17 protein-coding genes are annotated in these 26,531 nt (G+C 42.1%); all 17 read right to left on the bottom strand.

Going from position 1 to position 26,531, the window contains the following annotated elements:
• Nucleotides 1-5 precede the first annotated feature (5 nt).
• A complete protein-coding gene (locus P9L93_04250) occupies nucleotides 6-995 on the bottom strand; it encodes a DUF933 domain-containing protein (GenBank protein ID MDP8230297.1) in 990 nt (329 codons plus the stop codon).
• Between the two features lie 62 nt (nucleotides 996-1,057).
• On the bottom strand, nucleotides 1,058-4,240 hold the full coding sequence (locus P9L93_04245; protein MDP8230296.1) for a hypothetical protein: 3,183 nt from the start codon (nucleotides 4,238-4,240) through the stop codon (nucleotides 1,058-1,060).
• 107 nt (nucleotides 4,241-4,347) lie between these two features.
• Nucleotides 4,348-4,947, bottom strand: a complete 600-nt coding sequence (locus P9L93_04240; GenBank protein ID MDP8230295.1) for a type II secretion system protein GspJ — start codon at nucleotides 4,945-4,947, stop codon at nucleotides 4,348-4,350.
• Complete coding sequence (locus tag P9L93_04235; GenBank protein MDP8230294.1) at nucleotides 4,934-5,314, bottom strand: prepilin-type N-terminal cleavage/methylation domain-containing protein; 381 nt, start codon at nucleotides 5,312-5,314, stop codon at nucleotides 4,934-4,936. Before P9L93_04235 ends, P9L93_04240 begins: the two co-directional genes overlap by 14 nt.
• Before the next feature lie 11 nt (nucleotides 5,315-5,325).
• A complete protein-coding gene (locus tag P9L93_04230; protein MDP8230293.1) occupies nucleotides 5,326-5,460 on the bottom strand; it encodes a hypothetical protein in 135 nt (44 codons plus the stop codon).
• 9 nt (nucleotides 5,461-5,469) lie between these two features.
• On the bottom strand, nucleotides 5,470-6,546 hold the full coding sequence (locus tag P9L93_04225; GenBank protein MDP8230292.1) for a type II secretion system F family protein: 1,077 nt from the start codon (nucleotides 6,544-6,546) through the stop codon (nucleotides 5,470-5,472).
• A gap of 49 nt (nucleotides 6,547-6,595) precedes the next feature.
• On the bottom strand, nucleotides 6,596-7,771 hold the full coding sequence (locus P9L93_04220) for a hypothetical protein (GenBank protein ID MDP8230291.1): 1,176 nt from the start codon (nucleotides 7,769-7,771) through the stop codon (nucleotides 6,596-6,598).
• Complete coding sequence (locus P9L93_04215; protein MDP8230290.1) at nucleotides 7,771-10,962, bottom strand: efflux RND transporter permease subunit; 3,192 nt, start codon at nucleotides 10,960-10,962, stop codon at nucleotides 7,771-7,773. The genes P9L93_04220 and P9L93_04215 overlap by 1 nt, the downstream gene beginning before the upstream one ends.
• Nucleotides 10,959-14,510 (bottom strand): efflux RND transporter permease subunit, encoded by a 3,552-nt coding sequence (locus P9L93_04210; GenBank protein ID MDP8230289.1) that lies wholly within the window; start codon nucleotides 14,508-14,510, stop codon nucleotides 10,959-10,961. The genes P9L93_04215 and P9L93_04210 overlap by 4 nt, the downstream gene beginning before the upstream one ends.
• Entirely contained in the window at nucleotides 14,507-15,706 is a 1,200-nt protein-coding gene (locus tag P9L93_04205) for an efflux RND transporter periplasmic adaptor subunit (protein MDP8230288.1), read from the bottom strand. The genes P9L93_04210 and P9L93_04205 overlap by 4 nt, the downstream gene beginning before the upstream one ends.
• Nucleotides 15,707-15,722: 16 nt before the next feature.
• Nucleotides 15,723-17,519, bottom strand: coding sequence for a TonB family protein (locus P9L93_04200; protein MDP8230287.1), 1,797 nt, complete (start codon nucleotides 17,517-17,519; stop codon nucleotides 15,723-15,725).
• Between the two features lie 249 nt (nucleotides 17,520-17,768).
• Nucleotides 17,769-19,007, bottom strand: coding sequence for an ROK family transcriptional regulator (locus P9L93_04195; GenBank protein MDP8230286.1), 1,239 nt, complete (start codon nucleotides 19,005-19,007; stop codon nucleotides 17,769-17,771).
• 18 nt (nucleotides 19,008-19,025) lie between these two features.
• Nucleotides 19,026-21,770, bottom strand: a complete 2,745-nt coding sequence (locus tag P9L93_04190) for a tetratricopeptide repeat protein (GenBank protein ID MDP8230285.1) — start codon at nucleotides 21,768-21,770, stop codon at nucleotides 19,026-19,028.
• Entirely contained in the window at nucleotides 21,761-22,969 is a 1,209-nt protein-coding gene (locus P9L93_04185) for a hypothetical protein (GenBank protein ID MDP8230284.1), read from the bottom strand. The genes P9L93_04190 and P9L93_04185 overlap by 10 nt, the downstream gene beginning before the upstream one ends.
• Before the next feature lie 79 nt (nucleotides 22,970-23,048).
• A complete protein-coding gene (locus P9L93_04180; protein MDP8230283.1) occupies nucleotides 23,049-23,741 on the bottom strand; it encodes a hypothetical protein in 693 nt (230 codons plus the stop codon).
• A gap of 82 nt (nucleotides 23,742-23,823) precedes the next feature.
• The gene (locus P9L93_04175) at nucleotides 23,824-26,148 is read right to left on the bottom strand and encodes a glycoside hydrolase family 2 TIM barrel-domain containing protein (protein ID MDP8230282.1); all 2,325 of its coding nucleotides are present in this window, start codon (nucleotides 26,146-26,148) and stop codon (nucleotides 23,824-23,826) included.
• Nucleotides 26,149-26,190: 42 nt separating this feature from the next.
• Nucleotides 26,191-26,526, bottom strand: coding sequence for a PilZ domain-containing protein (locus tag P9L93_04170; GenBank protein MDP8230281.1), 336 nt, complete (start codon nucleotides 26,524-26,526; stop codon nucleotides 26,191-26,193).
• Nucleotides 26,527-26,531: the final 5 nt, after the last annotated feature.

The following is a 26,531-nucleotide window of genomic DNA, read 5'->3' as shown; positions in this document are numbered from 1 at the left end:
GAAAGCTAAACGTTAAATCTCACGTTAATGATGTCTCCGTCTTTGACTACGTATTCTTTGCCTTCTACCTTTAATGCACCTTCTTCGCGGGCGCCATGTGTAGAGCCGTATTTCTCGAAATCCTTGAAGTTCACGACTTCGGCCCTTATGAAGCCGCGCTGAATGTCAGTGTGTATTTTACCAGCTGCTTCTAAAACGCTCAAGCCTCTTTTTAAATACCAGCCGCGCGTATCTTTTTCTCCTGCTGTGAAAAATGTAATAAGATCTAGTTCCTTCATTATTAACTTTGATGCCTCTTCCCTGAAACTAGCGCCCAGACCCATGTCCTTATGAAACTTTTCCCTCTCTGCTGGTTCGAGCTCAAGCAGTTCTAGTTCTGTTTTTCCAAAAAACCTGATAGAACGCATATCCTTTGATCTACAATATTCTTTAAGGGCCTTTAAGTCGGCCTTATCCTCGTCTGAAACATTTATCGCCAGGATCAATGGCCTTAAGCTTAAGAATGTCAGGCCGGAAAGCACCTTAATCTCATCCTCTTTTAATCCGACATTCCGCAAAAGCCTGCCATCAGAAACGATCTTCTGGCATTTTTCCAAAACCTCCAGTACCTTATCTGAGCCAGGCCTTTTTTCCTTATGGACCCTGGCAATCCTGTCCTGTATAAACTCCAGATCAAAAACTATTATATCAGTAATCGCGCTTTCAAAATCCTTTTTAGGGTCCTGGCTGAAAAAAGTACCTATAGTACATATGAATAGATCTACATCCTGGAGCTGGGACATATCTTTTTTCTTAAACCCTGATATCGCCCCCAGATCCACAAATGTAAACTCCGGGTATGTCATCTTTTTAGCGGAAATATTCCTGGCGATCGCGTCCACGCGATAGTCCGATGTCTTAAACACACCGATATTCCCAGGCACATCAGCCTGCAACAAGATTTTAAATATAGTAGTCTTCCCACTCTGCGGCGGACCGATTATACCAATCTTCATTGTAGGTCTTATTATAGGTATATTTTTTATTATATCAAGATTATTTTGGGATTCGGAGAGGATCAGATATCTTTTTGACTACCTTTAAGAGCAGCAAGGGGGCTATTCGTAATATTTATATAGTCGGTTATTTTACCACTGACTAGCTCTTGCTTTAACCTTCTAATGGCTGGCGTAACATCTTTTTTATCCATGCATAGATTCAGCATCTCTTGCATATATAATTCTATAAGTGCTATATAAATATTCTTGGTGGCCTCTAGTTCATAGCCTAAATCATGGTCTCCTGTCCAAAACCATTCAGCTTTGATTTGTTCTGCAACATCCTTAGGATATGTCCTCTTCTTTCCGTTTTTTGTCTTCTCTATGGAAATAACAGTAATTCCGGGAACTGTGAGAAAAGGAAACCCTACTTGCCCAGGTTCCATTTCATCATCAATAGCTATTACTAGATCACGATCATCCGGCCCAAGTTTCTCCCCAACTACTAGATCCTCTGCAGCAGTAGCCTTGCTAATATCCTCTCGCGTAAAATCAACACTGGTAGACCCTCCTCCTGTAACTTTTATAGGGACATAGTCAGCATTAGAAATATTAAATTGTTCAATTATCTTCGCAGATATGTCACGTAAAAGCTCCCTACCCTTAGAAGGCACCATAGGTTTTAATGTCTTTTGAATAATTCCATTACCTACTATATCAGGCCTAGTATCAATAAATGGCCATGCCTCTTTTCTGCGAAGTTCATGTTCGTCATTTTCAAGTAATTGTATCTCACCGCTATTCAATCTAAGCTGGGCCAATAGTCTTTCATGATGTTTCTTCTCTTTATCGTCTAAATCTGATTTTGTTAATAAAGTCTCTATTTCATCCAATATATCGTCTATATTTTTCATAATCTCGCCTGCTATATCAATGCCATATACGATAAGATCTTTATCTTTGAATTCTTTTTTAATAGACTTGACTGCATCCTGCTTAGTCTTTGACCCATTTATCTTTCCATCCTCATTTACATATCCGCTATTTATGATCCCCATCATAACGCTGCGCCAGGCAATTAAAAGCTTATCTAAAACTGGGTCTAATGCCTCTAACTGCTCCTTGTCAAAAGACCTGCTATATTTATTATCAGGTTTAAGCTCTCCTTGATCATCAAACCCTGTCTTTACTCCTGCGCCACTTGCATATATGACCATTGCCTCGCATAACTCTTGGACTATAAGCTCTCTGAGAGAACGTCTATATTGCTTTTTAAATTCATTCCCTGAGACTATACCATAAAGCATTCCCAATATAAGAATCTGATTTATATAATAGAACATCTCTTGATCTATATTTTCATTACGGAAGGCTGTGGTTAAATCCATATCTGCTGCAATGGCCCCACGCCTAATTAAATCCACCCCTTTTCTTATCGCTGGCGTAATATTTAACTTGCCCTTGTTATCTATAGATAATCCTTTTAGCCTATGACCATCATATTCAAATATAAATTTGCTTTTCGAGAGGCGCTTTATCTTTACACCTTTTTTCAAAAAGGTATGCAATAATGCCCTGCCCTGAACTGACTGAGCATCATTACCTAATAAATTCATGACATTAATAATGTCATATACATCTTTCCAGCCCAAGATCAGTTTATCTCTGTAATGGCTCTCTAGTGTCCGCCAAACTGTTATGGTTCTAAGTTCCTGATAACGGTTCTCAAGATCCTGTAATGCCATGGCCTTGCATTTATCAGTAAAATCTGCGTCAGAGCTATCCAAATGAGCTGCCCAGGATGAACCTTCCCAATTTTCTATACGTTCAATTGTAGATCTACAGCTCCTATATAGAGTCTCGACATAACTCAATTCTACGATTTCATCAGGATGGGTCTTGATATGATCAAAGATAGACTCTATACCATTTAAAATCTTCGAGTGAACAAGGTTGATGTTATTGGGATGACCAAATAGTTGGAGCGCAGTACTGGCAAATTCCTCAGGCTGCCTAACTACGGATTCAAGATAAGCTGAAAGGGATGTAAATGTTAAACCTAAAGTCTGTATCAATGGATTACCAGTATCCTGGATCTCACTTACCTGTTCTGGAGTCAATATGCATAAGAAAAATCTCCCATATTCACGATTATCTTTTTCCTGAGATGCAGAGCGAAATATGCCATCTTCATCATAATAATAGGGCCTCGTATCCTTATAGTTTTGATACCCCATCTTCTTCTCGCCAATAATAGGGCCCAATGGTATTAGTGAATTCTTGTTTATTGAAGAAAGGCCTGTATCTGCCTTAACAGCTCGTAATGCGCATGCCTCAAAACTCTCATCTTTAAACAAATGGGCTGTTGCAGATATATCTTTTTTTCTTTGCCTTCTGGTTCTAACTGGAGTTAGTATTCGACCTTCTGGATCTAAGATAAGTACCTGTGAATTGCAATGGTACTTACCTCCATCGTGTGCTTCATAAAAGTCTAAGTCTATATCTAAAAATTCACCTGTATCTGGATTAACAGCCTGAAGCAAGCGATCTTTTAATAGAAGCTCATCTCCATCTTGTATCATTCTAAGATCAGCTTCTATATCCAAACGTAATGGAGCTATTCTTTCATCTGTCTTTAAAAAACTATATTTTGATTGTAATTCATAAAGCATGCTCTGCGCCCGGTTTAATAATTTCCATGCCTCCTGGGCCTTGTTATCCTGGAGCAAAGAATATCCCCTCTCATATAAAAATCTTATCTCATCCAGATAAGAGTCTACGATATGACCTTGTATCTTTTCCTTCATTACTGTCTGGTCTACGTCTTTATCATGCACTTTAATTATATTTAATAAAGTTGTCACTTCCTTACCCTTATTTGTCTTTGGTCCATAGATTGCCAGAAGGCCGCTTAATATAAAAATAGCTGTATCTATATTGAGTATATAAGCCTCGTCTAGTAGTGCACCCTTTGTACGAATAAATGCCTCATCAAATTTACCTTGGGTAGCAAGCGTAAGGGCCTGAAGAAGCTTCATGTCTCCGAGTTCCATTGATCCCATTCTAAATTTAGGCGGATTGCCGAAAATATAGGCTGCAGACCTTTCCCCTAATTCTCCATCTTTTCCTTCGCCAGTGGATATGAGATGAGACCTTAGTGTAAATATTGGCTGGGCTGAATATGCAGTATTGGTAAATAGAAAGGCGCAAAGAAGAATATAGCTTATTATTTTAATTAATAATACTTTTTTAAGTATATCCATAATTCACGCAAAAAACAGCCTCGCTAATAGATATAAGGCCTGGTAGGTAATGTAACTTTATTATACTACAAAAATACTACTATTACAAGAGAATTCCAGGCGAGTGCTTAGGAGATCTTTAGGTGGGTTATGACTTCAAAGGTCTCACTTTCTTTGCCTTTTCTGTCCTGTACCTGTATCTTTATCTTGACTGCCTTGGGTAGGATGTCCTGTTCTACTTCAGTTTCCTCGTCGATAAATCTTGAATCCCACGTATCAGTCCATGTTGAGCCGTCATAGTATGAAAATTCCAGCGTTGCTATACCATCAGCCAATATGTCGCTATAATCCTGCGTGGAAAAATCATAGTCAGGCTCAGCGTCTTCATTGCGCATGAGGATTTTTTGTCCGCTATCAAACCAGTATTCTATCTCTGCCTGCTCGAACACGCCTTCTGTACTTGAGACAAACGAGACAAAGCTTACCTCATCTGACTGTCCGACAAACCTTGCGTCGCTATTCTCAATGATCACTGCCTGGGATATCTCCATGCTCATCCTGCCTATAGCAACCCTTGCATTATGATAGCGCTCGCTCCTTGCCTCGCCCTTTTGCCAGGATTTAGCTGAACTCCTGAAGATCGTAAAAGTGGACGCGACTATCATGGCAAGTATAGCCAGCGCAATAAGTATCTCGACAATGGTAAAACCTGTCCTACCTCGTAACATACGTCACAAAATCCTTTGACCTTGTCCTGTTTCTATCTATCCAGCTTACAGTCACTGTAACCTTTTGTATGTCGTCGCTGGACTCCACGCCGTCCAGGTCAACATCATCTATAAATATCTCCCATTTAAAATCATCATCTTCACCTGATAGAGGTATCTTCGGCGGAAGCGCGCTTATCGCGTCAAACCCTGACATCTTTACCTCTTCCATCTTATTCTGCGCTATAAATGATGCCTTTGTGATCATGCCAGCGCGATACGAGGCCCTGAGTCCCACAGGAAATATCTGCAAGACACCCACCAGTCCTATGGCCAGGACACCCACTGCAATGATTAACTCGAGTAAAGAAAAACCTTTTCTACTCATAAAATAACCCACTAGGATAAATCCCAAATCCCAATAATACCAATACTACCAAATAAATCCCAATTTCCAAATCCCAAACATGGTTTTGGATTTGGGATTTTGGATTTATTTGGGATTTGGTAGTATTTGGATTTTGGATTTTTCATGTAATTTTTCTACTCTATCAACTTGGCGAGTGAAAATAGCGGCATGAACATCGAGACTACTATAAATCCAACGACTAGACCCATGAAGACTATGAGCAAGGGCTCGAGCAAAGATGTGAGCCCTGTTATCGCGACATCCACCTCTTCCTCGAAATTATCAGCTATCTGAATGAGCATCTTGTCGAGCTGGCCTGTTTCCTCGCCTATATTTATCATCTTTACAACAAGCGGCGGAAACGCCTTGCTCGCTTCCATGGGGCCTGAGACGCTTTCCCCTTCCTTGATGCTATCCCGCACCTGTAAGACTGCCCTGCTAATAAATTCATTGCCCATAGTATCTTTTACTGTCTCCAGCGCGCTTAATATAGGCACACCGCTGGTAAGAAGCGTACCAAGCGTCCTGGAAAATCTGGCCACGCTGATCTGCTGTATGAGATGACCCACCACAGGCACGCGCAGCTTGATCTTATCGACGAAGCAGCGCCTGTTAGCGTTTTTTATAAGCAATTTATACAGGGCTATAAGCACTATCGGGATAAGAGGAAGAAGATACCACGCGCTCCTCACTATATCGCTGGTAGTGATCAATATCTTTGTAGGAAGCGGTAATGCCTCGCCCAACTCTGAAAACATATTTGTAAATGTGGGTATGACAAAGATCATGAGCATGACAAGTATAAGCACAGCCACGATCATTACAAATGCGGGATACATAAGGGCAGACTTTACCTTCTCCCGCAGCTTCTGTGACTTATCTAAAAACTCTGAAAGACGTTTTAGTATGCCTTCGAGCATGCCGCCGAGCTCGCCTGCCTTTATCATATTGACATAAAAATCAGGGAATACCTTTGGAAAGCGCGAAAGCGCCTCTGAGAACTTTGTGCCGCTCTCTACTTCAGTGGCTATATTATGTATAATATCTTTTAGCCCGCCTGATTCTAACTGGCCATGTAGAGTATTAAGCGCCTTTACAAGAGGCAGGCCTGCCGCGATAAGAGTGGAGAGCTGTCTTGTGAACACCACCAGGGACTTTGTGCTGACTCTTTTTCTAAAGGAAAAACCTGCAAGAATTTTGGAGAGATCCATTTGGTATACCGAGGTCCAACCTCGGCTTTTAAGCCTCGGCTTACCCGAATCATTTGATGATGAGATCGTCCACTTCTATGAAAAAACCTTCTTCTATATTCTTTATATCACAGGCAGAGATCCTTTCTCTGGTCTGAATGACCTCTGTGGAACCGACAAAGGAATCGCCTCTATAGACATTAAAAATAGTGCCCACATCAACGCCGTCCTGCTTTCCTATATCTATGACAACAAAATTATGATCCCTGTTTACAGTAACAACCCTGCCTCTTAATCTGCCTTCTAGGCTTGCCTCTTCAGTGATCCGCCCAAGAGAAGAAGCGCTGCTCCCGTATCCTGGGCTATCTAAAACAATAGGCGGCAGATCCACCTCGCTCGGCGCGTGATAGGCCTCAGCCCTCCACTCTCCTGCTGTAGTGCGCTCTTTTACCTTCGCGATCTCTCTATTTTTATTCTCAAGTTTCCGCTCCAGCCTGGCGATCTTTGATCGCATATCATCTTTTTCAGCAAGCAGCCTATCAAAACTGCCAGAGGCCTCTTCGAGCTCAGAGATCCTGCTCTTTAAAACACGGCTCTCAACGTTCATGTCTTCAAAGTACTGCTTGGTCTCTTCATTCTTATGTTTTTCCTTTAATAGATCCTTGCTTAATATCTCAGCGACCTCGGTAGCGTCCTTGAACCTTTTTTCAAGTAACTCTTTTTCCTCTTCAACCCTTGTCAGCTTGATCTCAAAATCCATGTTTTCTGCCCTTAACTGCTCTATCTCCAGATCCTTAGGCAAGGTCGATTCTTTTAATCCCTTCAACGCCACTTCAAGTGATGCCTTTTCTCTTAAAAGCCCTGCCACAAATATATCTGACTCCATCTCCCTTACTTTTTTCTCGAGATAGAATTTGCCCTTCTTGACCCTGACAAGTTCTTTATTTAAATCATCCCTGTCTCCCAGAATCTTATCGTATTGGAATTTCAAATCCTTAGCCCTGGATTCTACTGTCTCCAGTTCACCCTGGATCGCATCAAGTTTTGATTTTAATTCTTGGTTTTCCCTGGTAGAAGAGACGATCTCTCTGTTTAATTTATCCACGCTGGTCTTAAAAAGGCTCTCTAGATCCAGGTAATCAGTATAGAGCCTTTCCTTTGCCACAAAAAACCATCCAGTGCTAAAACTACTCAGCACTACCAGCGCTACTAATACCCACAATATAGAACGTAAGGTCTTATCCACTATGTAACCTTTCTTATTCTAGGCCTTAGTTTAATTATACCATAAATTTTTTTCTGCACAACCATAATTAACTTTTTTGGTTTTAAAAATGCGAATCCCACATCCTCGAAAATCATATACATGCTGGGCACCAGAAATAGCGTCAATATAGTCGAGGACGCCATCCCGCCTATAACAGTTATTGCCAGAGGAGACCACAGATTTGCTGATTCACTTCTGTCAAAGGCCATTGGCATAAGCCCAAGGATGGTCGTAGAGGTGGTCATAGCTATTGGCCTTAAGCGATCTGCTCCTGATTCAATCAATGACTCCAGCAGATCCATTCCCTGCTCTCTCCTCAAAAAGTTAATCCTGTCCACCAAAACAATAGCATTATTTACAACGATTCCTGCGAGCATAATAGAACCGATCATTACACCAAAACTAATCGATTTGTCTGCGATCTTTAACGCAGAAACTACTCCGATTGCTGATAGTGGCACAGAAAATACTATTATAAGAGGCTGCGTATACGATTCAAAAAGAGATGCAAGCACTAAATATACTAAAATCAGTGTCAGGTAAAAAGCGCCTGGCATTCTAACGTATGGCGGCTTAAAAGAAAATGGAAACTGCCACAATTCTTGGCTCTTTTTTATATTTCTCTCAAAATTTCCGCCGATCCTATAATAATAATCCTTTGGAAATTCCATATCAGAAAGATTTGCCTTTATATTTGATGCAGCCTCTACAAGCGACTGTCCTGTAACCATGGCAGTTATATGCACCACCCTCATTTTATTTTTTCTCACTATCTCACTGGAGCCGATCTGAGCTGTAAAATCTGCGACCTGTTCCAGCAAAATAGGATGGCCTTCTTTTGAAAAAAGCACGAGCTTACGCAAATCATCCAGACGGTCCCTGTCTTCTTTTCTCAAACGCGATATAGTTGCGACTTCCCTGGCCTCTGTATGGTACAAAGTCGCCCTCAGGCCTCTTACTTCTGAATGAAGGGTATCAGCCACATCCTTTACAGTTAAACCATACGCACCTGCCAGTTTTCTATCCACGTGAATGCCCCATTCAGGTCTTCCGCTGATCCTGGACATCCTTATATCCTCAAAACCCTCTACGGTGCCAAACCTTGTAGCTATTGAAACAGCTAACTCCTTTAATACAGCATAATCATAGCCATAGAGATCCACCACGATCTCCTTTAGTCCCTTCTCTTCTATCTCTGAAAAATATATAAAACCTCCTTTATATCTATGTTCAACTGTCTTGGCGAGAGCTCGTATGTCATCAATTACAGCCTTAGTTGAACGTCCTCGTTTAGCGAGCGGCAAAAGTTTCACGTACACCTTACTGGACCATGGCTCTACACGGGAAGTAAAAGTTTTTATTTCAGGTACTTCTAAAAGGAGCTCTTCTATCTCTTTTACCATCTTATCGGTAATGTCAAGTTTTGCACCAGGCTCCAACTCCACAAACATAGTGAATCTGCCTTCCTCTGTGCCAGCCATAAATTCCTTATCTAGCTTTCCCCCTATTAATACAGCAAGGAACAATATGCCAAAGGATATTGCAACAAACATATATCTTAATCGCAGGCTAAATTCTAAAAATCTCCTATAGTAGGTCTGGATGTCTAAAAATTTCTTTATCTTAAGCATTGCTGGGTTTGGCGTCTTAGACTTTGCCTTGACAACCCTTCTTTTTATCAGATCTGAAAGCATAGGCACAAGCGTCAGCGCCACAAACAGAGAACTTAAAAGAGAATACGTTACAGTCAATGCAAGGCCGCTCCAAAACATACGCATCGCTTTATTCACAAAGACAAAAGGCAAAAACACGATTATCGTTGTTATGGTGGATGCGAGTATTGCCAGGCCCACTTCTGAAGCGCCGCCTATAGCTGCCCGTGAATATTGCGTCTTCCAATCTTCCCTGGAAAATATTACTTTCTTTTTTTTCTTATCAATATTATCGAGCACTACGATAGAATTATCCACGAGCATACCTATGCCTAGTGCCAGGCCGCTGAGCGTCATGACATTGATGGAAATATTGTTAAAATACATCAATATAAAAGTAGCCATGACTGATATCGGCATTGTAACGGCGATTATAAAGGTCGGGGTGAGATCCCTTAAGAATAATAAAAGTACTAACACTGCAAGTATTGCTCCATAAAGAAGCGATGTCTTAACAGCGTCTATGGCATTTTGTATAGTCTTTGCCTGGTTCAGGGTCTCTTTTATAAATATCCCCTCATCCAGCTGGGTCTTTAAAAGTTCTATCTCCTTCTGGGCATCAGCTACCACCTGTATTGTATTGGCTGTTGACTCCTTTTGTATATAGAGAGACACGACCGGCTCTATGTCAGTCCTTGCATAACTGACAGGTTCCAAAAAAGAATCCCTTACCTTAGCGATTTCCTCAAGTTTAATAATAGAGCCTTGCGGCGTAACTGTCACACCTATACCCTTGATGTCCTCAACAGATTCAAATTCTCCGATTACCCTTATGAGGTATTTATCTTTCCTGCGTTTTATATCGCCTGCCAGTAGATTTAGGTTATTCGCGCCCAGCGAATTAACAACAAGCTCCATGGGGATATTATATTGATAAAGCTTATGCTTATCTACCTCGACTAATATCTTACGCTCCCGGCCTCCATAGACATCGACATTTGCAACGCCCTCGACGCGAAGTATCCGCTCTTTTATCTGCTCGTCAACCACCTTTCTTAACATCTCAGGTGTATAATCCTCTCCGCTAACGACCAGCAAGAGTACTGGTGCATCAGACTCTTTATACTGGGCTATAATGGGTTTCTGTATTTCGCGAGGGAGTTTATCCCGTATCTTTGAAAATTTTTCTCTTACTTCGAGCGCGGAAAAATTCATATTGGTGCCTGGCTCAAACTCAAGCCATATCCTTGATTCCCCTGCCTTTGATGTAGAATACAGGTTCTCTAAATAGCTGACTGTAGACACCGCCTCTTCTATAGGCTTAGTAACAAGGTTTTCTACCTCCTCTGGAGGCATACCGCCCCTGACAGCCACACTAATACTTATGTCGCCATATGCTACATTTGGTTTTAATTCAACGGGAAGTCTTTGCAGAGATACAAACCCCACGAGTACTATGCCAAGAAATAGCATAAATATCGTGATCGGCCGTTTTACTGAGAGTTCTGAGAGATTCATTTCAATTCATACCATCGCCCCGGGCCAAGGGGGCCGTGGGCGATCAGCACATCTTTATTGGTCAATTCTTTTAAATCCCTGGCTGCTGTAGGTACGGATATCTTAAATAGTTCTGAATATTCTTTGCGCGTAATCTTGCCAGCCTTTTTCAAATGCTCCACTAACTCCTCCTGTCTCCTATTTAATTTCTGTGGGACTGGCGGTTTTGGAGGCTCTGCTGCTTTTGGCTCAGGCTTAGATTCAGGCTTAGGTTCAGGCTTAGGCGCAGCTGGCGGAGGAGGCAGCTCAATGACCTCTTTCTTTTCCTGGACTACTGGAGCTGCAGGCACTGCTACAGGCGCTACTGCAGGCAGCGCTGCTACAGACGCAGGCTTTGATACTGACTTTTCTCCAATAACCCCAGCCACAATAGTATACGCGCAAGGTATTACAAAAAGTGTCAGCACTGTAGACACCATAAGCCCACCCATTACTGTTATTGCCATGGGGCTCTGCAGGGCTGAACCTTCTGATAATCCCAATGCCAATGGAAAAAGCCCCAGCACTGTAGTCATGGTAGTCATAAAGATAGGCCTGAGCCTTGTCTTACCAGATTCTATAACCGCCTCGATCAATTCAACGCCCTTTGCGCGCAGCCTATTTATACAGTCAATCAAGATAATGCCATTATTGACAACGATCCCTCCCAGGATTATAACACCCAGCATTACAACAACGCTTAGAGGCGTGTGTGTTAAAAATAATACCACGAATACTCCCACGAGGGACAGAGGCACTGTAAACATAATCACAAAAGGCTGCCATAATGACTCGAACTGCGCAGCCATTATCATATACACCATGAGTATCGACAAGATCAATGCAAATCTCAAAGAATTAAAAGACTCGCTCATCTGCTGGCTTTCACCTGATAAAGACATGGTAAGCTCTTTTTCTGCTTCACTCAATCCCTCGACATGGCCAATCTTCTCAATCTCAATCTTCTTTAAAAGCGTACTTACATCCATTATAACCTTGTCCAGCGCCCGGTCCTTTATATTCGCTGTCACAAGGACTGTCCTTTGCTGGTCAAGCCGTCTTATCTCGCTCGGCCCAACGCCCTGTGCTATATATGCTACCTCTGACAGCGGCACCTCTATATCAAGCGGCGAATGGATAAGGATGTTTCTGACCTGTCCAAGTCGAGAGCGGCCTTCCTCCCTTAACCTGACCCTTACATCTATCTCCCTTCCTTCTTCCTTAAATTTAGTTGCTACTACGCCTTTTATGGCAGTGTGAGCGGCCTGCGCTATCACAGCTATCGAAAGATTATAAAGCGCTGCCTTATCCTTTATAATATTTACCTTTGTCTCGGGCGAGGGCTGGGTAAGGCTCGTGCGAATACCATAAATACCTTCTATGCCGGCAAAGCCTTTTTGAACATAACGTGAGATCTCTTCTACCTTCTTAAGATCCTTTCCTTTTATCTCAACCACAACAGGGGCTGAACCCTGGAGAGCGCTTTTAAAAATGCTCTCCTGTAAAATATACTCTATTTCCGCTCCTTCCAAATTAAGATCATCGAATTTGGGCTTCAATCTTTTTATTACATCTGAGGTCGCGGCCCATTTCCTGCCTCTTTTAAGATTTACTATGATCTGCGACTGATGAGAGCCCAAGGTCTCAATGCCCTGCGAGTAATCTCTTTTCTTAACCGAACCTATACTTACAGCAACGCCCTCTATCTCCTCTGTGTCAATAAGTACTCTTTCTATTCTTCCTACGACACCATCCGTGACGTCTAATTTTGTACCGCTTTGCATGTTTATCTTCATAATAAATTCGCGCTGGTCTATCTTTGGCATAAACTCCTTATCTATAACGAAAAATAGACCCAGGCTCATAATAAACACAATAACTACAGCGATTAAAAAGATCCACCTGTGCTTCAATACCTTAGGTATGACCTTAGAATAAAGAGGTTTTAAGCCAAATACAGACGTATCCGTGTTTAAGGTCGGGCCGCCTTTACCTTTGCCAGGTGATCTGCCCTTTATTGCTGCCAGCCTCGGTATCAGAGAAAGTGCCACTACTAAAGAGGCCACGAGTGAGAATGTTACAGTAAATGCCAGTTCCTTAAATAGCTGGCCTGCTACACCCACAACAAACACCATGGGCAAAAATACAGCTACTGTAGTAAGCGTTGAAGAAAATATAGATGCTGAGACCTCGCTGGCGCCTACCTTACTCGCCTCCTTTATATCTTCCTTCTTCTGAAGATGATTATAGATATTTTCAATAACAACTATGGCACTATCAACCAGCATACCAATACCAAGAGCAAGGCCGCCTAAAGAAAGCATGTTCAGCGTGATCCCATTAAAATACATAAGGGTGAAGGCAACCATAATAGATATGGGCATAGAGCCTGCCACTATCAAAGAGGCCTTTATATTTCTTAAAAATACAAACAGCACCAGAAAGGCGAGCAGGCCTCCCTGTATAGCTGCGTCCATGACCCCGCGTATTGACTGTTTTATGAATATCGACTGGTCATAAATAATCTTTACATCCATACCTGATGGTAAATCTTCCTCCATTTGTTTCAGTTTCTCCTTTACCTTCTCCGCTACGCGTATGGTATTAACGCCAGCCTGTTTCTGCACTGATATGGATATATTTTCTGATCCGTTATAACGAGAGATGCTTGTCTTTTCCTGAAACGCGTCTTTTATCTGGGCAATATCTTTTAGATATATGAGCCTCCTTTCCTTGCCTGGCATCTGGCGACGCTGTCCTCGCATAAACGCAGATTGCTCATCCGCCTTATCCTTTCCGACAATCGTCTCACTTATATCCGACACTACCTTGAACTCTCCCATGGTCCTTATAAGATATTCGTAAAAGTGTTCTTCTACTGTACCAGCCGGATAATTTAGATTAGATGATTTCAAGCCATCCACTATCTTCGTTATAGAAATATTTGAAGCCCGTAGTCTCCCTTCATCTACAGAAACAAGTATCTCCCGTTCCAACCCGCCAACTACATTGGCAGAAGCCACGCCTTCAACCTTTTCCAGCTCGTCCTCTACGAACTTCCTCGAAAGCCTTAACAGTTCTGCAGGAGATTTATCTCCTGTGATACTTAATGTGATAACAGGGAGCTCAAATGGATTGAATTTCATCACTATGGGATCAGCAGAGCCAAGCGGCAAGCGCTCCTTTACAAGATCTATTTTTTCGCGCACACCAAGAGAGGCAAAATCCATATTCGTGCCCCATCCAAATTCAGCTGTAACGATCGAAACGCCTTCTTTGGATACAGAGCTTATGCGCTTCAGGTTGCTCACAGTGCCAACCGTCTCTTCTACTGTCTTTGTAATAAGGGTTTCTACTTCTTCTGGGGCGGCATTCTCATATCCGGTAACTATGGTAAGTACTGGATAAGTAACTGAAGGGAAAAGTTCCTGGGGCAGGCGTGTCAATGATATAAAACCCAGCATCAGCACGCCTATGAAAAACATGGAGGTCGTAACAGGTCGATTTACCGAAAATTCTGGAATTTTCATTCTTCAACACCTGGCTCCTGCACTTCTGGTTCCTGCACTTCTATAACGTCAACATCCATTCCGTCTTTGAGCTCCTGCGGTGTATCAGAAACAACCAACTCTCCTTCTGCGATGCCAGAAGCGATCACAGTGTAATCAGTAGTAACATATGCGACCTCTACAGGCCTCATTTCAACAGTGCCTGCGTCCTCATTTACAATAAAGGCATTATAACCTTCGTCCTCTGTCTTGTTTATGCTCATGCTGGGGACCACTATTGCATCTTCAAATTCAGCTATAGTAATCAAGGCCCTTGCAAACATGCCTGGCAAAAGCATTGCGTCTTCATTTTCTATTACTACTCTTACAGTAAGCGTCCTGGATTTCCCCTCGATAATAGGGACTATGTTATCAATGATACCTTTAAAATCGACGCCACGATACGCATCTACTGTGACTGCTGTATCCTGCTCGAGCGCAAGCTTTTCTATATCCTTTTCTACTATGCCTAATTCCACAAAGACCTGCATGGTATTATACAATGTAGCGATCTTATCGTTAGACGTAACAAATTCCCCCACTTCAACATCCTTGGAACCCAAGACCCCGTCTCTGGGAGCATGCAAGTTTGTCTTTTCAAACTCTGATTCTGCTGATTTAAGCTCTACTTCAGCTGATTCCACCTGCAGTTCTGCGCTCTTTACTTCTAACTCCACCTCTTCTAATTTTGCCTTTATAATCCCGCCTATCTCATATAGACTCTTATGAATGTCGAGCTTTTTCTGAGCTGCCAAGTGTTGTATCCTGGCAGATTCTAACTTACTTTTGGCATAATCTATCTTTAGCTGCACATCTTTTTTATTCAGGGTAGCTATTAAATCATCCTTATAAATAATATCTCCTTCTCTATAATTGATAGCATCTACTACCCCATTTATCTCGAATTTACAAGTTATTTCCTGTGCTCCTCTTACAGTTCCCATCACAGGTAAGTCATCCTTAAAATACATTAAGGCTGTCCTATAGCATCGCACTGGCACTGCCTCTTTTTTCTGCGCTGGCGGTTGTTGTCCCTGCTCAGCCATCTCAAGCATTTCCGGGGCCTTTTCCTTTTTGGCAGAGCCCTTCTTGAGCAATGTCACCCCCCACACAACAGCAAATCCCACTACCCATAAAAGAATAAATCCTATCAGTAACTTCTTATATTTTTTCTTCATATCATCCTCGTATCTGTTATTTTAAATTCGCCAGCTCAAAACTCTCACTATCCAGAAACAAGACATAACCAGTGGCCTTATTTAACTTTGCCAAAGACTGATACAGGCTTCCAAATGTCTCAATATAATAAGACTTCTCATCTGTCAGATTCGTATATGCGCGCATAAGCTCTGACAGGGGTATTTCATTCAGTCCCGCGCGCGCCTTTGCTATCTTTAGCTCTTCTTCTTTATGTTTGATTTTGTTGAGATTGGATCTTGTTTGAACTACGACTTTTCTGTAATTCAAATATAATTCCTTTACCTCTTTAACAATGCCCTCTTTCATCTTTTCCAATTCCTGCTTTGCCCTTTTTAGACCTATACTTGCGGACTTCTTTTCTGAAAAACTCTGCAGGTTGTCAAGTATGCCAAATTCCACAGAGTTACTAAGAGATTCTGTACGTGTTGTCTGGCCGTGTTTTTCGCTGGTCTCCTCCTTTGTATAGGCAGTCGAAAGTGTATTGCCTCCAAAAGGCTTTGAGGCCCTAAAACCAAAATACCAGTCATTCGACATGTTTAAGGTCTCAGATTCATAGGCGCCCCCAGACTTACCGTACGAACCTGTTAGATCTACCTTAAGCTGATTCTTGGATTGTGCTATCTTATACTCATAGTCTGTAAAATCTACAATATGACTCTTTGATTTCAAATCAGGCCTATGTCTAAAGGCCAATTCCAGGCATTCTTCTAAGCTAATATCTATATCCTGCACTGACTGCTCTAACACAGATTCCCATTCGCTCCTCACATCTACTAATCCCTCTAAATCCTCTACGTGCATTGCCTGTGTAAGTGCAAGTTTTGCCATGGCCAGGTCATTCTCACTCGAAATGACCTGATATGTAACCTGTTTTAACTGCGAGCTTACCTCCAAGAACTGGACATTTGTGATCAACTCACGGTCAAACCTTTTCTCTGCCATATCAAAGATCTCTTCTGCTTTTTCTAAAAGTCCTTTTTGTATCTGTACATTAGAGGCGGTTGCCAAGTAAGAGTAAAATGCTGTCTCCACCTCCAGCTGAAGATCTTGTCTTGTTTTATTATATCCTTCTCTTGATGCCTTCATGTGACTGACTGCCTGGTCTACTGCATACCTGAGCCGCCACCCATAATAGAGCGGGTACTCAAACTTAACCTTATATTCCTTATCTGTAAAATCCTCGGCCAAGGCAGTAGTCCTGCCAATAGTCTCTAAATAACTAAGGCTTGCTGCTGGAAAAAGAGCCCTTCTTGCCTCTCTTATCTTGAGCCTTGAAAGCGCTATTTCTTCTTGTGCTATCTTCATAGCCATGCGATTCTCTAATGCAATATCCACTGCGTCTGCCACACCACCCAACCCCGCAACCCCGGAGGTTGCCGTGCTGGCAACCTCCGGGGTTGCGGCGGTCAAAACCTCAAATATTATCGGCACATCTACCCAGCGAGCTTCATCTCCAAGCTCTTCTGGAAATGGCGGAAATCTATCATACATCCACACAGCCTTTAGGCACATGTTATCAAGCTGCGCGCTGCCTGATGACTCAGAGACATACACATCCTCTAGCTCTCCCCACGGAGAAAGAAGAAGCTTTAACTTTAAGTCTCCCTTGGAGTCCTGCAATATAGACTCCCCTGGATCCTGGATAGAGCGCTGGATATCATTGGATAGATCTATTATATATTGAGTAATGGGTTCGCTTGCCTGTGGATAGGCAAATGATACGGTAGGATAAAATAGCGTAACTGCTGCTAAAACAAAAAGATATAATGTAATGATACGCTTAACGCGCATATACTTCTCCTTGTAAGGGAGAAGTATATCATACGATTATTATTTTGTCAATACCAGCACAAATGATACGGTTATGATATGGTTAATGAGCACGCAACTTATGGAACAAAGTGAACATAAGTTGCTGTGCGAATTAACCCCCACACCAATTTCTAAGCACACCAAAAGATGTCTACTTAAATTGGTGTGGGGGTAAGTTCGGACAGATAGGTTACGAAAATCAAAGATTTTCGTAACCTATGTCCTCACTTACGCCTTTACGAACACGTCTTTTATAACTACGCTGGCAGCACCCAAAGCTACAGAGTCCTTGCCCAAATGCGCAGGTATTATCTTTACGATGTTTGCAGGTTCTTCAAAGGCCCACTTTCTAACAGTCCTTCGTAACGGCTCTAAGAAAAGGCTGCCTGAACGCTCAACGCCCCCTCCTATTATCACTATCTCAGGATTAAATAGATTCGTAAGATAGGCCACCCTGACACCCAGATTAACAGCTGCGTCTTCCAACAGTTCTATTGCAAGCGTATCGCCTGATTTTGCGCAGTCTATTATAGTATCCACTGTTATCTTATCCAGGTCTTTATTGGCAAAGCCTGATATAGCAGACTTAACACCTTCCTGTTTTATGAGTTTCTTTGCCTGGCTTACGAGTCCCAGATCCAGGCCAAGTGGCAGCAAGAATGAAAGATTCTTTGAAAGCCTTAGGTATTCGCCGTTCCTGGGATAGTTAATGCGTATCTCTCCTGCTGAACCACTAGCCCCGCAATAGATACCGCCCTTCATAATGATCCCGCTTCCCACATCAGAATACATGTAGATCACATCTTCGACATCCATGGGAAGTGCGTGCATCTTTTCGCCGAACGCGGCAAATGTAGCATCGTTTCCGAGAAAAGACGGTATGCCAAACTTCTGTTCAATAAGGCGCTTTATAGCGACATAGCTCGTACGTATGCCATTCTTTGAAGAGTCCCTTACTGTACCAAGATTCTCATCTATGACACCGCCAACAGCTATACCAACGCCCTTGATCTTATCTTTATTAACTCCCTTTTTACTCATCAGCTCTGATATGAGGTTAAGGGATTTATCTATGATCTTATCCATGGTATCTCTTTCCCTTGCCTTATCCACCCTTGCGATTATCCTGCCAGAAAGATCCGTTACTATCCCTGTCATGTGTGAACCTACCTCGCCCACATGGCCAAGATCAAGGCCTATGGCATAACCGTGGTTTTCTCTTAGCTTAACAAGAGTCGGCTTCCTGCCGCCTGAAGATGCCTCCATGCCGCCTTCGACAACTAATCCCTCGCTGATGTAAGTATTTATGTAGTTCGATACTGTCACTATATTAAGATCTGTTGTCTTTGAGATATCTGCTCTTGTAATAGGCCCATTTCTGCGAACTAGCTCTAAAATTGAAAAATTCTTCTTCTCGTGGTCTGAAAGAGAATGCGATGCAAAAACCCGATTCTTCGTAATAGGCATAAGTGCCTCCTTCTGGTTTTAAAAACGTCCGTTATAATAAATACGCACTATGTGTTGCGTATCGAGCGTGAGATAAGAATCCCCGAACGGAGTAGTAGTAGCTCCGTAGACAGGCGAAAGCACACTACCCTCACCAAACTGTATAGTCAGAAGACCATACTCAGTTACATTGTAATTGAGCTCCATAAAGATATTATGGTGGTCTTCGTATTTTAAGTCTCCGCTTGTACTTAGTTTGTACAGATCATAAGCCTTTGAATATGTATATTTTAAAAATCCAGTGAGTTTATTATTAAACTTATATTTTAATGTTGTACCAAAGTGATTCATGTTATTGTCTATGCTCTGCGCAAACTTAAAGTCATTCCTGGTGTAGTCAAAATCTACACCTAGATTTTCAGAAGGCTTTAAAGAAATGCCGGCCCTATAGATATTAAAACGGTCATATGGCGGCAGGTCAAAATATCCTTGAGAATATAAAAATGGTAATTTGTCCCTGTAAGTATTGCCCTCTATATTATCTGTAGAAAAGCTAAAATTTTCCAAAAGGTCCCTTGGATGATTATCTGTGGCAAAGGTAGAGTCATTTGTGTTTTCATATATACCGAAAATACTTATCCATCCCTCAGGCTCGTATTCAAGTCCCAAGGAATAGGTCGACATAGTCGCGTCCTGCCCGTCCTGGATAGCTGAATTAAGATAAAACTCCCCTGTATCTGAATCATATTTTACGGGATCTATGCCGCCCTTGGTCTTAGGCAGATCATGATAGAGAAACAGAAGCTTTGATGTCCACTCAGGATTAATTCGCAGTGTATTCTCTTCCCTAAAGACTCCTTCGACATACTTATGATCAGAATCTTTTACATACCTATAATCTATAAGATTATCCATTCTCTCGCCAAAGACATCTTCAGTATCAAGCCTGAAATTAACTACATCCCTGCCTGTATCAATGCCATCGCCTATTCTAAAGGGTTCGATATCGTCATATGTCAATGGATCAGAACCCCATATACTCCACTGGAGAGGCTCTTCAAAGTGTATGTGCCTGCCCCAGAACTGGTCTCTTCTCGTTTCTGTATAATTCGCGAGGCCTGGATCAAATGATGAGTCCATATGCGTGAAGCTCAATTTTGCGTTTCCAAGATCCATGTCTTTTTTTACAGCGAGCTTCGCAGCGCTGCCATTCTTTTCAGTCTTATATGAAGATGAGCGATCATATTCACTATCACTCATTGCAAGTTCAATGGCTATATTTGTAGTAGGATTTAAATCATAGCTCGCGTCAACCGCAGACACATGATTATAAGAATCCTTAGAGCTATCGTCGTAACCTACCCTGAATGTGCCTGTAAGGCCTATCATCAATTCATCTGTCAGCTGTGTTTTGGTCCTTAATGCACCTGGTATAGCGTTTACACTTTCATAATCCTGCCATAATCCCTTAGGTGTAGCCACAGTCGCTGAAAGGTCAGTATTGCCAAAAAGGCCTAGCCCCTCAAAAGAAACACCTCTTAATGCAGTAAGCCTCTTTAACTCACTGTCCCTTGTAAAAAACGGCAGGTCATCTGACCACTGGCCTCGCCAAAAATCATCCGGGTTCCATTCGCTGTTTACATGTCCTGGTATCCACTCATCAAGCCATGGACTGGGTTCCCAGTATATATGATGATTAGAAAGACCCAATGGATCGTCCGAAGAAAGGGCCTGGTTTTCCAGACCGAACGGAAAGACCCTGAATTTATAATCATCGGTATTGTAATCTACCCATAGTTCCCTGAGAGGCTGAAATGTAAAATCTACTTCTTGTTCAGGTATGGAATAAGTGTCAAACGCGTTTCCATCTTGATCCTTGCTTGTAGCTATGAAGGCTGGTATCTTGCCATCCGTAACCTTATATTCTAAAGTGGAAAAGTTGCGATTATAATCCGATGTGTAAAAAGTCTCATTGATCGTACTCCGCGTTCCTGACCAGTATTTCAACTCTAATTCAACCCTGTCTGTTGCTGAATTATCTGCCACCGTAAACTTATCTGTCTTGCCAACAAAACTCCACGGGTCCACAGTTATATCTGAGTGGAAATTCAGGCCTTCTTCATTCTCATTCGTATCAAATGCCAGCTTAAAACTATCATATACCCTTGTGTCAAATGTATTTGTCTTTGGGAAATCATTGTTTATCATCCTGAAGTTGCGTTCGTTATAGTCGCCATTCGCGTCTTTCCAGATAACATCCTCGTTTGTCGCGCCAAGCGACATCTTATATTCCCCGATTATCTGGGAAGGCGCTATGCTCTCATTAAGCGCATCACTAATGGCCTTTATTTTATCCTCAGGATGCCTGGGTTTATCTGGTTCATCCTCATAATACTCGTACTCATATTCATATTCGTATTCATCTTCTATGTCAGCATCTTCTATCTCATAATAGTAATATTCATCAGGTTCTTCAAGATCCGACTCTCTCTTAAGTTCGCTCTGGCTCTGGTAAACATCCAACTGGCCTCTTGCGCGCATCTTAAGCTCTGCATTGACCAGGTCCAGATAACCCTGCGCCTCGTTATTCCTTGGGTCAAGGCTAACAGCCCTCTCAAGAATATCCTTTGCCTCGTGCAGTTTTCCGGCGTGATAATAATCTATGCCCCTGCTATATAATCCAAAACTCTCAGCAATATACTGCTCCTGGGCATACCCCGGCACACTCCAAAGTAACATCGCGAATATTATAAAAATATTAATTAAACGATGTCTTATCTCCATAGCTCCTTTAGCTTAAAGTATGCCTTAGTGGGTCTGCGTTCGTCAAGCTTGCCATCGCGTTTTTCCATAGCGCACACGCCCCACCACTCCTCATTTATGTTAAAATTCTGCGGCGCCTTTATGTCAAAATAGTATGCGCCGTTAGACCAGCTGCTAACAGTATCATGAACATACCAGCCAGTTTTGCTCTCCTCATTATACTTCCACCATTCATCTGTCCATTCAAATACAAAACCACCTAGGCAATTTCCGACTCCAGTACCTTCATGGGTATTTTTTTCTATTTCATTCCACTCTGCCTCTATAAACTCTGCCTGAATACCCTGGTCCTCTTCTCTTAAAAACGCATTATACCTATCGCAGCCAAACTCTGTTATAAGAACAGGCCTCTTAAACTTCATGCTTGCCTCTCTAAAGAAACTCCCAAATGCCTTTCCTCTGTATATTGAACACCCTAAGATATCAATATCTGGAGTGACCTCGCTAGCCACATCTATATCAGTAAGCTCTGCATTTGCCAATAGCACAGGATGATTTGGATCCACCTTGTGGATCTCTTTTGCGACCTCATTCACAAAGGAATAATAGATCTTTGCGCGTGCCTGTCTCTTTAGATAAGGATCCTCGAGCGCCTCTATCTCAGCAGTAGTCCAAAGATTCAATGTCTGCGGCCCATAAGAAAAAGATACGTTATTCTCGTTCCCAAGGATCCAGCATAAAATACCCTTCTCATCTTTATATGTCTCTACCATCTCGATGACATCCCTTTTTACCTTTTCACGAAAACCAAGATCCGCGTAATTTGCATCATCCCAAAAACCAAGCCAGTGGCCCATTGCTACACGGATCCTAAACTTATTGTAAAGATCTCTCATGACCTGTTTTGTCTTTAGCGCATCCTGGCCAGGCTGGTAGACCCTTATGGTATTTACGCCCATTGCCTTCATGAGCTTACCATCATAAAGATGCGGCTTTTCAGGGTCAGCCCAGAAATTATAGGCATGATTTTGGCCTACAGGCACAGGGCTATACACCATACCTTTAACTATATAGGGCTGGTCGCCTATCATTAACTGAAAGCGGTTACTTTCCAGGCTTTTTATATAAACCTTCTGCAGCCCGCCAAAATTAGAAAAAATAACAAAGGTCAGTAAAGCCACTACTGCTACGCAGATTATAGATATAATGATCTTTTTCATAAATATGCACCTTAAGAACTTCCGCGTATTTCCGCGTCTTCCCCGCCTAAGCGGGGAAGCTTCCGCGTATTTCCGCGATTTATTCGTACCTTAAATCATCCAGATAAAACGTTGCTCCTTCTGGATTTACATCGACATTAGTTGCCCAGGCAAATCCTCCGCTGATATAGCTAAGGTCTTTTCCTCTAAGGTCTATCTCATACTGCTTCCACTCATTGGTCAAAAGTACAGGACCAATACCTGCTATGTCTGAGTCAGGATAAAGTCCTGTTATGCCGCCGAGCTTAAACTCTTCTATCCTCTCTCCGCCCTGTCCACCTCTTGCCCAGAACGTAAGTCTTGTAGCGCCGGTAAGGTCAAAACCCCCCTGCCTGTCACCCCAGTTATTAGCTGGATTCTGCCATTGTACGCCTGCCCATCTCGCACCCTGACTCGAGGCATTGGAATAAACTATCTTTATGCATGTAGAACCAGCATGAGGATTCTCAAAAGAAGATATATCAATGCTCACATCAGAATAATCTCCCATGTATCCTGAAGGGATGTAATGATTGTCAGGTGACCTGCCATCAGTATAAACAGGAAACACATTAAAGCTGGTTACAGCACTCTCTGTTTCTTCATACGTATCATATACATCTTCTTCATAGTCATAAGAGTAGTCGTCCGTCTGCGCATACTGCTCTCTGTCGTTAGAACCACCACAGCTTGCTATGCTAAAAAGCATCAATCCCGCTATTACCAAAAATGTTAAACTTAAACTTTTCCTCATCTCTAACCTCCTTGTATTTTTTAAGAAAATCCATTACACATTACACCTTAGACATTACACAAAGTAGTGCACCCCCCTTTCGTCATTCCGTCCACATCTCCTGATAGACAAAATATGCCTTTTTAAGCTGTCTCAAGAATGGACTGCTTTTACCATCTCCCTGGCCAGCCACTCCAAGCCACTCCTCATAATTCCATCCGTCTGGAAACGGGCCTGACCAGTTTCTTGTTGTATCATGCAACATAGGCTCATACGCCTTCCACCATTCATCCAACCATTCGAAAAGCACGCCGCCTATTGAATTTCCAATACCCCTGTGTCCTGCTGAATTATAAAGAATATCTTCCCAGTTACCCCTTAAATATTCAGCCTGTTTTTCCTCTACATGTTCTCTTGATCTTCCCTGCATATAACTCGGACATCCATATTCGGTAATTATTATAGGTTTATCGCATACCTCCTGCATATTTCCCCAAAAACTCCTGCCAAAACCATGTCTTCCCCTGTATGCATTAGAGCCATATATGTCTACATCTGGTGCAAATTCAGCAAATTTATCTAGAAAGAATAAATCCCCACTACACACGGCAACAGGATGGTCCCTATCTATTGACCTTATCATATTTGCAATTTCATTTACGAACGTGTAATAGGCATCTGGCTTTTTCTTGGCATTGTTCGCGACACCATAATTATTCTCATTGCCAAGCATCCAGAAAAGAACGTATGGCTCGTCTTTAAACTCTTCAACCATTTGTCTTACGCCTTTCTTCATAGTCTCTCTGTGTTCTGGATTTTCATAGTCTGTGCCTTCATACCAACTCGCACCAGAACCCACAGTATACGCGCCTAATAAATCGCCCATGATAGACATTATGCCATAGTTATCATATAAGTCCTTTAGAAGCTCTTTATTAGAGGCGTGATGATAGATTCTAATAGTGTTGGCTCCCATTTCTTTTAGTAATCCAAAATCTCCTATAGTCTCTTCATCTGCGTCCTGAGTATTATTGAAATTTTTATCCACCCAGCTGTCATAAGGCGCATCTATCCTACCATTATTATTATAGTCTGCCTGCATCCAATCAGCGAGAGTGCCCTCGTCAGGACTCTGGCCGATTTTATTGGGATCATAAGCAACTCCTTTTACTATATAAGGTCTACCCTCTACCCTTAGCTGCCAATGCCCATTTTTATATTTTACAAGATCTACTCTTCCGTCACCCCTCTGTTCCACAACCATACCTGTCTTCACAGGTCTATTTTTAAACAAGCTGTTCTTTATGCTATCAAAAAAATTCATTTTAGAGAGTCTGCCAGGATTAATAAAAAATTTATCATTTGTAATGTCATCATCAAAACCATTCTCAACAAATATCTTTGCCCCATGCAGCTCTGCCTTTAGATCAGGATTATGCCTCAATAGATAATCTATCCTGTCAATAGCCACCTGTGCTATATACCATGGTGTATGAAAATACGTCCAGCCAATCGCCTTTGGAAAATGTACAACTATAGAATAATAAGCCTTTATTGCATGCTCGAGAAGGCCTGAATTCTCAAGCGCCATAGCTGCATAAAACATGCGCACGCCCATTGGCTCTGCTGCCTGCGTCCATCTATAAAAATTTGCCTCCAAGTCATCTGTATTTACAAAATCCCAATGATTACCTTCTAACCTGCCTTCTTCTTTAACCTCGCGATAGCGTGGGTCCCATGTAATACCTGAGGTATTTGGATACACGCCCTCTCCTGCTGCCTCTGCAAGACCCTCTGGGTCCTTTGCCACATATCTATACTTATTCGTACCGATTCCTTTAAAATACCCGTATTTGCTGTAATCTATAGGGAATTCTTTTCCTTGATCGTGAAGGGTGATCTTTGTCTTTGGTCTTATTATTTCAGGGACTGCCTTGACTTCTTCTTTCTGCTCTAACTTTTCAAGACTTGCCTCTGACTTTTCTTTCACGCTCCAAAACCATCCGCGCGGATCCCAGTTTTGCGCATAGCCATAACCCTCTATTGCCCTGACAAAGATCTCTTTTGCCTCACCTATCTTTCCCTGAGTAAGATAGGCCTCGCCCTGTATAAAAAGACTTGTGCCAACAGCATTGAGCGCATCATACTGGTCTATGGCCTCTGTAGCAGGAAAACCTGTTAAAGAGGTCTGCTGCGCTCTTGCATCTTCAGAATATAACTCTATGCACTTATCTGTATAATAAAAGACGCTTTTATGATCCTTTGCGCCCCATGCCTCCCACGCGCGGACTATTAGATCCTTGGGAGATAGATTCTCTTCTGCAGCGTATAGCGGATAGTGGATAGTGGATAGTAAAACAACACTTAAAAAAACGATGAACGAACAAGCTATAAAAAAAAGATGACCTTTCTTATGAAGATAATTCACCTTTCCTCCTTAAAAAATAAAAAGCGAGCTTTCATACAAAAATCAATTAGCAATAAAAAGACGGTTTACATCCTCTGCAAACTCAAGTGCAACGCCTTCCTTATCAACGCGTATCACTTTTGCCTTTCCTACAACGCGGGAAAATGGGAAATCTCTTGATTCGTCTCTTGGCACTGAAATAGAGATCTTCAATGTATCATTAGACTTTATATTCTTTATCTCTATATCTGCTACATATGCCCCATTATAACTAATATTAAGAGTAACTCCCTCTTGCTCGCGCTGCTTCTCATCTCCGGAAAGACCCTTGAGTGTCGTAGGAAGAGATAGATCCAGTCTTTTAAATTCCCTCTTCTCTGCAAATTCACCTGTCCTCATCACTC

Origin of the sequence: Candidatus Gorgyraea atricola (genome assembly GCA_030765235.1) — a bacterium.
In the GTDB taxonomy this organism is placed as follows: domain Bacteria; phylum Omnitrophota; class Gorgyraeia; order Gorgyraeales; family Gorgyraeaceae; genus Gorgyraea; species Gorgyraea atricola.
This window is presented reverse-complemented; position numbering and strand designations above follow the sequence as displayed.

Excerpts from the sequence above, each read along its gene's own strand:
- P9L93_04250 (MDP8230297.1), bottom strand. The coding sequence starts at position 995 with ATGAAGATTGGTATAATCGGTCCGCCGCAGAGTGGGAAGACTACTATA.
- P9L93_04245 (MDP8230296.1), bottom strand. The coding sequence starts at position 4,240 with ATGGATATACTTAAAAAAGTATTATTAATTAAAATAATAAGCTATATT.
- P9L93_04240 (MDP8230295.1), bottom strand. The coding sequence starts at position 4,947 with ATGTTACGAGGTAGGACAGGTTTTACCATTGTCGAGATACTTATTGCG.
- P9L93_04235 (MDP8230294.1), bottom strand. The coding sequence starts at position 5,314 with ATGAGTAGAAAAGGTTTTTCTTTACTCGAGTTAATCATTGCAGTGGGT.
- P9L93_04230 (MDP8230293.1), bottom strand. The coding sequence starts at position 5,460 with ATGAAAAATCCAAAATCCAAATACTACCAAATCCCAAATAAATCCAAA.
- P9L93_04225 (MDP8230292.1), bottom strand. The coding sequence starts at position 6,546 with ATGGATCTCTCCAAAATTCTTGCAGGTTTTTCCTTTAGAAAAAGAGTC.
- P9L93_04215 (MDP8230290.1), bottom strand. The coding sequence starts at position 10,962 with ATGAATCTCTCAGAACTCTCAGTAAAACGGCCGATCACGATATTTATG.
- P9L93_04210 (MDP8230289.1), bottom strand. The coding sequence starts at position 14,510 with ATGAAAATTCCAGAATTTTCGGTAAATCGACCTGTTACGACCTCCATG.
- P9L93_04205 (MDP8230288.1), bottom strand. The coding sequence starts at position 15,706 with ATGAAGAAAAAATATAAGAAGTTACTGATAGGATTTATTCTTTTATGG.
- P9L93_04200 (MDP8230287.1), bottom strand. The coding sequence starts at position 17,519 with ATGCGCGTTAAGCGTATCATTACATTATATCTTTTTGTTTTAGCAGCA.
- P9L93_04195 (MDP8230286.1), bottom strand. The coding sequence starts at position 19,007 with ATGCCTATTACGAAGAATCGGGTTTTTGCATCGCATTCTCTTTCAGAC.
- P9L93_04190 (MDP8230285.1), bottom strand. The coding sequence starts at position 21,770 with ATGGAGATAAGACATCGTTTAATTAATATTTTTATAATATTCGCGATG.
- P9L93_04185 (MDP8230284.1), bottom strand. The coding sequence starts at position 22,969 with ATGAAAAAGATCATTATATCTATAATCTGCGTAGCAGTAGTGGCTTTA.
- P9L93_04180 (MDP8230283.1), bottom strand. The coding sequence starts at position 23,741 with ATGAGGAAAAGTTTAAGTTTAACATTTTTGGTAATAGCGGGATTGATG.
- P9L93_04170 (MDP8230281.1), bottom strand. The coding sequence starts at position 26,526 with ATGAGGACAGGTGAATTTGCAGAGAAGAGGGAATTTAAAAGACTGGAT.